Here is a 714-nt window from a genome sequence, read left to right as displayed (position 1 = left end):
CCTTGCTGCTGGCACGCGGTTCACTCGCGGCAGAGCTGGGCTTGCCGGTGCACGCCGTGGTGGCGTACGCCTCCAGCTTCGGTGATGGCGCGCATACCTCCATCCCCGCGCCAGGCATTGGTGTGCTGGCAGCGGCGTGTGGCGGTACGTCCTCGCGCTTGGCCCGCAATCTGGCGCAGCTTGGGCTTTCGCCTAATGACGTCTCGGTGCTGTCCAAGCACGACACCTCCACGAATGCGAACGACCCGAATGAGTCGGAGCTGCACTCGCTGCTGTGGCCGGCGATCGGCCGCGATGAGAACGCGCCGATGTACGTCATCTCCCAAAAGACGTTGACCGGACACGCAAAGGCAGGTGCTGCCCTGTTCCAGATTGGTGGCCTGATTGATGTGTTGGCCTCGGGCCAGCTGCCGCCCAATGCGTCGCTGGACTGTGTTGATCCGCTCATCGCACCAAAGGCGAAGAACTTGGTGTGGCTGCGTTCCCCGCTTGATCTGGGTGCGGGCAATGTGAAGGCGGTAGCACTCACCTCGCTTGGCTTTGGTCACGTGGGCGCACTGGTGGTACTGGGCCACCCAGGAGTGTTCGAAGCTGCGCTGGTGCGCGCGGGCATGGATGCGGATGCGTGGCGCGCCCAAGCCACGGAGCGCCTTGTTGATGGTGCTGGCCGCCTCGAAGCCGGCATGATCGGGCGCGCCGAGCTGTTCGCCCCGG

At 65.3% G+C, this 714-nt stretch carries 1 protein-coding gene; it reads left to right on the top strand.

Going from position 1 to position 714, the window contains the following annotated elements; translation table 11 throughout:
* Positions 1-714: hypothetical protein (locus F4V54_RS11025; protein ID WP_150387161.1), on the top strand; the 714-nt coding region annotated here is incomplete at both ends.

Source organism: Corynebacterium tuscaniense, from assembly GCF_008693065.1.
In the GTDB taxonomy this organism is placed as follows: Bacteria; Actinomycetota; Actinomycetes; order Mycobacteriales; family Mycobacteriaceae; genus Corynebacterium; species Corynebacterium tuscaniense.
Note: the sequence above shows the minus strand (reverse complement) of the source record. Positions and strands in the feature narration are given on the sequence as shown.